7 protein-coding genes are annotated in these 7,006 nt (G+C 73.1%); 2 read left to right on the top strand and 5 right to left on the bottom strand.

Annotation, left to right across the window (positions count from 1 at the left end; all coding sequences use genetic code 11):
• Positions 1 to 10: 10 nt before the first annotated feature.
• Complete coding sequence (locus tag JSX79_RS14355) at positions 11 to 1,177, bottom strand: NAD(P)/FAD-dependent oxidoreductase (RefSeq protein ID WP_229086775.1); 1,167 nt, start codon at positions 1,175 to 1,177, stop codon at positions 11 to 13.
• 108 nt (positions 1,178 to 1,285) lie between these two features.
• Here JSX79_RS14355 and JSX79_RS14360 point away from each other — a divergent pair, with 108 nt between their 5' ends.
• Positions 1,286 to 2,038, top strand: coding sequence for a DUF4184 family protein (locus JSX79_RS14360; RefSeq protein WP_229086776.1), 753 nt, complete (start codon positions 1,286 to 1,288; stop codon positions 2,036 to 2,038).
• Positions 2,039 to 2,194: 156 nt separating this feature from the next.
• Here the strand turns inward: JSX79_RS14360 and JSX79_RS14365 are convergent, their stop codons facing one another.
• Positions 2,195 to 3,406, bottom strand: coding sequence for an acyltransferase (locus tag JSX79_RS14365; protein WP_229086777.1), 1,212 nt, complete (start codon positions 3,404 to 3,406; stop codon positions 2,195 to 2,197).
• A gap of 92 nt (positions 3,407 to 3,498) precedes the next feature.
• On the bottom strand, positions 3,499 to 4,071 hold the full coding sequence (locus JSX79_RS14370; protein ID WP_070418073.1) for a TetR/AcrR family transcriptional regulator: 573 nt from the start codon (positions 4,069 to 4,071) through the stop codon (positions 3,499 to 3,501).
• A 95-nt stretch (positions 4,072 to 4,166) separates the two neighbouring features.
• On the opposite strand from JSX79_RS14370, the gene JSX79_RS14375 reads away from it, so the two are divergent.
• Positions 4,167 to 5,072 carry an SDR family oxidoreductase gene (locus JSX79_RS14375; protein ID WP_229086778.1) on the top strand — a complete coding sequence of 302 codons (906 nt, stop codon included), beginning with the start codon at positions 4,167 to 4,169 and terminating at the stop codon, positions 5,070 to 5,072.
• Positions 5,073 to 5,246: 174 nt separating this feature from the next.
• On the opposite strand, the gene JSX79_RS14380 is transcribed toward JSX79_RS14375, so the two are convergent.
• Positions 5,247 to 6,581: an NAD(P)/FAD-dependent oxidoreductase gene (locus JSX79_RS14380; RefSeq protein WP_229086779.1), complete on the bottom strand. Its 1,335-nt coding sequence runs from the start codon at positions 6,579 to 6,581 to the stop codon at positions 5,247 to 5,249.
• 61 nt (positions 6,582 to 6,642) lie between these two features.
• On the bottom strand, positions 6,643 to 7,006 hold a 364-nt coding region (locus JSX79_RS14385; RefSeq protein ID WP_229086780.1), incomplete at its 5' end, for a dihydrofolate reductase family protein.

Below are 7,006 nucleotides of genomic sequence, written 5' to 3' on the forward strand. Positions count from 1 at the left end.
GCGCGACCCGTCATGCCCACCGCATCGCGTACACACCGGCCAGCGCATCCGCGGTCGGGAGGGACAGGGCCGTCCGGAGCAGCGCCTCCCGTCCGGCCGCCCCCACCCTGCCGAGCGGACGGCCGAACGGACGTCCGAGCGCCATGTTCACCTCCGCCTGCCGCGCCGCCCGCCGCGCGACCGCCTGCCGCCGCCGCGCGTACTCCGGCCACGGGCCGGCGCTGCCCGAGGCGACCGCCTCCGCGAGGAGCGGCGCGAGCTCGGCCGCGTCGAGCCACCCGAGGTTCATGCCCTGCCCGCCGATCGGGCTGATCTCGTGCGCCGCGTCCCCGGCGAGGACGACACGGCCGACGCCGACCCGCTCGGCCTCCCGGCGTCGGACACCGAACCCGCTGCGCATGCTGCAGGACGTCGGGTCCGGCCGGACACCGGTGCGTGCCGCCACGATCGCCGCGAGGTCCGCCGCACTCGGCGACGGATCGTCCGAGGATGCCAGGAGCACGACGTACCGACGACGGTCGCCGGGCAACGGGAAGGACTCGACCACGCCGGCCGGTCCGACGTCGACGAGCGCGTCCGTCCGGGCAGCGGGGTCCTCGACGTCGGCGAAGTCCCCCATCGCGTAGCGGTCCGGGTAGTCGCGACCGGTGGTGGCGATGCCGAGCAGGTCCCGCACGGTGCTCCGCGAGCCGTCCGCCCCGATGACGAACCGGGCACGCACGGCCACCGCGCCGTCGGGGCCGGTCCCGACCGCGTCGACGTGGTCCGGGTGCCGCTCGAGCGCCGAGAGCACCGTGCCGGTCCGGAGCGCGTCCGGCGCCGCCGCGGCGAGCCGTTCCCGCAGCAGGGCCTCGGTCCGGTGCTGGTCGAGCGTCGCGACGTACGGGTGCGTGGCCGACGCGTGGTCGAACGTCAGGGCGCCGAGCTCCCGGCCACGGCTGCGCGCGACACCGCGGCGGACCCGGACGGCCTCCGCGAGGACCGGCCCGTCCAGCCCGATCGCCGCGAACGCGTCGAGGGACGGCGGGTGGATCCCGATCGCGCGAGAGCCCGTCGGCACACCCTCGCGCCGTTCCCACACCACGACCTCGAGCCCGCGGGCCGCGAGGAGCGCCGCGGCGAAGAGGCCGACGGGCCCACCGCCGACGACGAGGACGTCGACGCGCTCCGTGGTCACGGCCCGAGCCTACGGACGGTCGACGCAGCGCCCACCCAGCCGATCGGCGCCCCGGGGTCATCCGCTCGACCGAAGCGCTCCACCGGGGCCGTCCGCGATGCTGGGGTCGTGCCCTTCACCGTCAGCCACGCGGTCGTCGCCCTGGCCGCCCGCCGCACCCCGCTGCCCGTCGCGGCGGTCGCCGTCGGAGCCATGGCGCCGGACGCCGTCCTGTTCGCGCCGTTCCTGCCGCCCTACGTCGTGGCGCACTCGTGGGTGGGCGTCGTGACGATCGACCTGGTGGTCGCGTTGGTCGTCCTCCTGGCCTGGTGGTACCTGGTGCGGCCGGCGTGGGCGGAGGCGGTGCCCGGCGTCCGCGAGCGGCTGCCGGCGAGCTGGTCGTCCCCTCCGCGTGCCGGGGACCGGCCGGTCCGCCGGGCGGTCGCGGTCGTCGTCGCCTGTCTCGTCGGGAGCGTGACGCACGTCGTGTGGGACGCGTTCTCGCACGAGGCCGGGTGGGCGGTGCAGGCGATCCCGTTCCTCCGCGAGGGCCCGGCGGCCTACCCGGTCTGGGCCGGCGTGCAGGACGGTTCGAGCGTGCTCGGGTTGCTCGGGCTCGTCGTCGCGGCCGTGGTGTGGTGGCGACGGAGCACGCCGCGTCGGATGCCGCCGGTCGCTCGGTGGGAGGCCGCGGTCGTGGTGGCCGCGGGCGCGATCGTCGTCCTTGCCGTGCTCGGGATCGCCGGTCGGGTGCTCCTCGGCGGCGGTGGCGTCGCCGGGATCGTCACCGAGCTCGCCTTCCGGTTGCCGGTGGTCGTCGCGCTGGTGCTCGTGGTCGGCGCCGTCGGACTGCTGGTCGGACGCAGCCGTCGCACCCGCTGACGCGGACCCCGGAGGCGCGGTGCAGCCGCAGTCGGTCGTGTCGCGTCCGGCAGACCGCGGGTCGGGAGGCGCGGTGCACGCGCCGTCGGTCGTGTCGCCTCCGGCAGACCGTGGGTCGGGAGGCGCGGTACGGGGCCGACCCGCGCCTCCCGTCCGTCAGGCGGTCGCGTCCGCCGTCTCGCGCGCGGACCGGTCCGCGGCGACCAGTCGCCGGGCCTCACGGAACCGTTTCCGCAGCCGCTCGACCGGCACCTCGACCGCGTAGGCCGCCCCGACCGCGACCAGCAGCGCCGCCCCCACGAGCCACACCGTGCCCCACGCCCCGATCGCGAACGTGCCGAGCAGCGCGATGACCACGGGGTGCCAGAGGTACGCCGAGTACGACACGCGACGACCGAACCACGACACGGGCGTCCACGCGAGCGCGGCCGACAGCGGGGACCGCACCGACACCAGGCCACCGATGAGCAGCGCGGAGATCAGCCCGGTCACCGGGAGCACGACACCGAACGACCAGGCGTGCTGCGTCCAGTCGTCGTCGATCCAGAACTGCACCGCGCCGAGCAGTCCGATGCCGAGCCAGGTGCCGACGTGCCCGGCGATCCCGGAGGCCCACGTCCGGAAGCGCTCGTCGTCGAGGAGCAGTGCGAGCAGGCACCCGGTCGCCAGCGGCACGACGCCGAGCACGGGGGAGAAGTACACGTCCGGGGTCGCGCCGCTGTTCGGCGTCCGGTAGCTCAGCCACGACGCCGCTGCGGCGCCGACGATCACGACGCCGAGCCCGGTCATCAGCCAGCGCCGACGCGACCGCAGTGCGAACAGGAGCACGAGGACGGGCGGCCAGACGAGGTAGAACTGCTCCTCCATCGACAGGCTCCACGTGTGCGCGAAGACGCCCTGCGTGGTGTCCCAGTACGAGCGGAAGAGGTTGCCGGTGTAGCTCAGCGCGATGAACGCCGCCTCGCCGGGGGAGAACGAGGCGCCCTTGTAGTCGCCGACCCAGTTCCACAGCGCGAGGCCGACGATGACGAGCGCGAGCAGTGCCGGGTAGAGGCGGAGGAGCCGCTTCGTCCAGAACGAGCCGAGCCGGATGCGCCCGGTGCGGCGGTGCTCGCCGAGGAGCAGCGTCGAGATGAGGAACCCGGAGAGCACGAAGAACACCGTCACGCCGATGAACCCGCCCTCGAACTGCGGCACGTGCAGGTGGTAGAGGATCACGATGAGGATCGCGACCGTCCGGAGCCCGTCGAGCGCCGGAGCACGGTTCGTGAGCGGCGGCGGGGGCGTCGGTCGTTCGTGCCTGCCGTCGGTGTCGGCCGGTGCGGATGTCGTACGGGTCCGCTCCGGCGAGGTCGTGGTGATGGCCACGGACGCCTCCTGCGCGATGCTGTCGATGGGGTCACGGGCCGTCGGGCCGTGACCGGATCGTTACATGATGCTCGCGGAAGGTAAGAGCCGTCTCAACGACCGGGGTGCACCAGGGTCGTCAGGGCGTCGAGTCGTTCGTGGGCGATCGTGGCGAACGGGCGGTCCTCGTCGTCGGCGATCCACTGCGCGAACGACAGGTGGAACACGGTGACGGCGGTCTCGGCGGCGATGGTCGCGGCGGGCTCCGGGACGCCGCGGTCGCGCAGGACCTCACCCAGTCGGACCTTCAGGGTCGCGAGCTTGCCGAGCTCCCGTTCGCCGAGTGCGGGGTTGCCGTCGATGATGCCCTGGCGTGCGCGCGACCACGGGCGGCGCTCGTCGGGGAAGAACGCGCCGCTGGCGTCGAGCGCGAGCCGGACGAGGTCGAAGGGCGGGGTGCCGGCCGGTGCCGCCTCGATCGGGGTGGTGAACATGCCGAGGAAGTCGTCCTGCCCGGCGAACAGCACTTCGCGCTTGTCGGCGAAGTGTCGGAAGAAGGTGCGCTCGGTGACCTCGGCCGCGGCGGCGATCTCGGCGACCGTCGTCTCGTCGTACCCCTGCTCCGCGAAGAGCTGCAGGGCAGTGGCCTGCAGTCGCTCACGGGTCCCGGGTTGCCATCTCGCCATGTCCGCAGTCTACTGATGACAGCGACTGACATCGAGTGCTACGGTGATGTCAGTTCATGACATCACCGCCGTGGACACCTGCGAAGGGAAAGCACATGCACGTGTTCGTCACCGGGGCCTCCGGATGGATCGGCTCCCACACCGTCGACGAGCTCCTCGCCGCCGGACACACCGTCACCGGCCTCGCCCGCTCCGACTCGTCGGCCGCCGCGCTCGAGGCGAAGGGCGTCGCCGTCGTCCGCGGTGACCTCGACGACCTCGACGCCATCCGCCGCGGGGCCGCCGCGTCCGAGGGGGTCCTGCACCTCGCGAACAAGCACGACTGGGCGAACCCGGCCGCCACGAACGCGAGCGAACGCGCCGCGGTCGAGACCATCGGCGAGGCGCTCGTCGGCACCGACCGGCCGTTCGTCGTCGCCTCGGGCGTCGCCGGACTCGCACAGGGGCGGCCCTCGACCGAGGCGGACCCCAACCCGTTCGTCGGCCCGGACAGCATGCGCGGCGGCAGCGAGAACCGCGGGTTCGACTTCGTCGAGCAGGGCGTGCGGACCATCGCGGCCCGCTTCAGCCCGACCACGCACGGCACCGGCGACCACGGGTTCATCGCCGCGATCGTCGCCGCCGCCCAGGAGCGGGGTGAGTCCGGCTACATCGGCGACGGCACGAACAGCTGGGCGGCCGTACACGTCACGGACGCCGCTCGGCTCGTCCGGCTCGGCCTCGAGCACGCACCCGCGGGCACGAAGCTGCACGCCGTCGCCGAGACCGCGATCCCGACCCGGGCGATCGCCGAGGCCATCGGCGACGCCCTCGGGCTGCCGGTGACCTCGATCGATCCGCAGGACGCGCTGTCGCACTTCGGGTTCATCGGGCAGTTCTTCGGCATGGAGATGTCGGCGACGTCCGAGGCCACGCGCGAGCTCCTCGGCTGGGAGCCCACCGGGCCGGGGCTGCTCGAGGACATCGCCGCCGGCGCCTACTCCGACGTGCGGGTGGCGTAGCGCGACCCACCGACGGCCTGGAGGCGCGTGGTGGCCCCGCCCCGCGCCTCCAGGCCGTCGCCGGTCCGGACCACCGCGCCCTTGGTGAGCAGAAATGGTCGGGTCCCGTCTCCGGACCCGACCATTCCTGCTCACCAAGTGCGCGCCCGCGGGGCGCGCGGCGCCCGCGCGCGCCTACTCCGCCTTCTGCATCTGCCAGGGCTCGGGCTCGCGGTCGCCGTTCGGCCGCACGGGCCGGACGTCGCCGACGATCGGGATCGCCCGCTTCCGCATGAACCAGAGGTACCGCACGAAGAAGTGCGACAGCGTCGACAGCCGGTTGCCGTTGCCGAGCAGCGACGCGATGTGCACGGCCACCCACGCCGCCCAGGCCACGGGCCCGACCATCGTGATGCCCCCACGGAGCTGGGCCACCGCGGCGTTCGTGCCGATCGTCGCCATCGTGCCCTTGTCGAAGTACTTGAAGTGCTCGGTCGGCTTGCCCGCCATGAGCCGCACGATCTGCCGCGCCGAGTGCCGTCCGCCCTGCAGTGCCGGCTGGGCGAGCTGCGCGAGGGCGTCGTCCTGCGCGGCGATGTCACCGGCGGAGAAGATCCGCTCGACGCCCTTCACGCTGAGGTCGTCGTTCACCTGGATGCGTCCACCGTGGGTCTGCGGCATGCCCCAGCCGGAGACCTCCTTGTGCGCGGCCACACCGGTCGCCCAGATGACCTGCGACGCCGGGATGAACTCGCCCTCGGCCGTCATCACACCGTCGGGCTTGACCTCGGAGACGCCGGTGTTGAGGCGCAGGACCACGCCGCGCTTGCGGAGGACCTTGGCCGCGTACCGACGCAGCCGCGGGGCGAACGGCTTGAGGAGCTCGCCGCTGCGGTGCACGAGGGTGATCGAGATGTTGCCCCGCTCGATCTCCGGGTACGCGCCGACGAGGGCCTGGTCGCGGAGCTCGGCGAGCGCACCGGCCATCTCCACGCCGGTCGCGCCACCGCCCACGATGACGATCTTGATCTCGTCGGGGCCCTGGTTGGCGGCGGCTTCCTCGAGGCGGGTGAACAGCTCGTCGCGGATGCGGAGCGCCTGCGAGCGGGAGTACATCGAGTACGCGTACTCGTACGCGCCGGGCGTGCCGAAGTAGCTCGTGTTCACGCCGTTCGCGAGGATCAGCCAGTCGTAGTGCAGGTGCTCGCCGTCGGACATCTCGGCGACCCGCTCGACCGGGTCGATGCCGGTCAGCAGCCCGTGCCGGAACTCGGCGTTGCTCTGCTTCGCGCGGAGGCTCCGGAGGAAGTACGTCACGTCGCCGGCGTTCAGCCCACCGGTCGCCACCTGGTACATGAGCGGCTGGAACATGTTGTAGACGTGGCGGTCGACCAGGGTGACCCGCACCGGTGCGTCGGCGAGCTCGCGCATGGCCGCGACACCGGCGAATCCACCGCCGACGATGACGACGTGCGGGCGGGTGTCCTGGGGCATGCTGACTCCGGCTTCCTCGGATGGTGAGATGGTCACCACCGAGGGTACGCGCGGTTCGGACAGTCGTTCGACGGCCTGGAGGCGCTGCGCGCCTCCGTCAGGCGTCGCGCCGCGCGTAGGTGCTCACGACGTTGCCCTTGCTCGTCACGGTGCTGTCGACCAAGCGCAGGCGCGTGGGCGGGTCGGTCGGCTCGAAGAGCCTGCGGCCCGAGCCGGCGATCGCCGGGTGCACCATCAGCTGCAGTTCGTCGAGGACTCCTGCGAACAACAGGCTGCGCACGAGCGTGACACTGCCGCACACCGCGATGTCGGCGCCGTCCCGCTGCTGCAGCCCGCGGACGAACTCGAGGACGTCGCCCGTGATCCGGGTGCTGTTCTCCCACGCCAGGTCGTCGCCGAGCGTGGTGGACGCCACGTGCTTCTCGATCGGGTTGATCCACTGGCCGAAGGGGTCGTCGGGG

Origin of the sequence: Curtobacterium sp. GD1 (assembly GCF_020882855.1) — a bacterium.
Lineage (GTDB): Bacteria > Actinomycetota > Actinomycetes > Actinomycetales > Microbacteriaceae > Curtobacterium.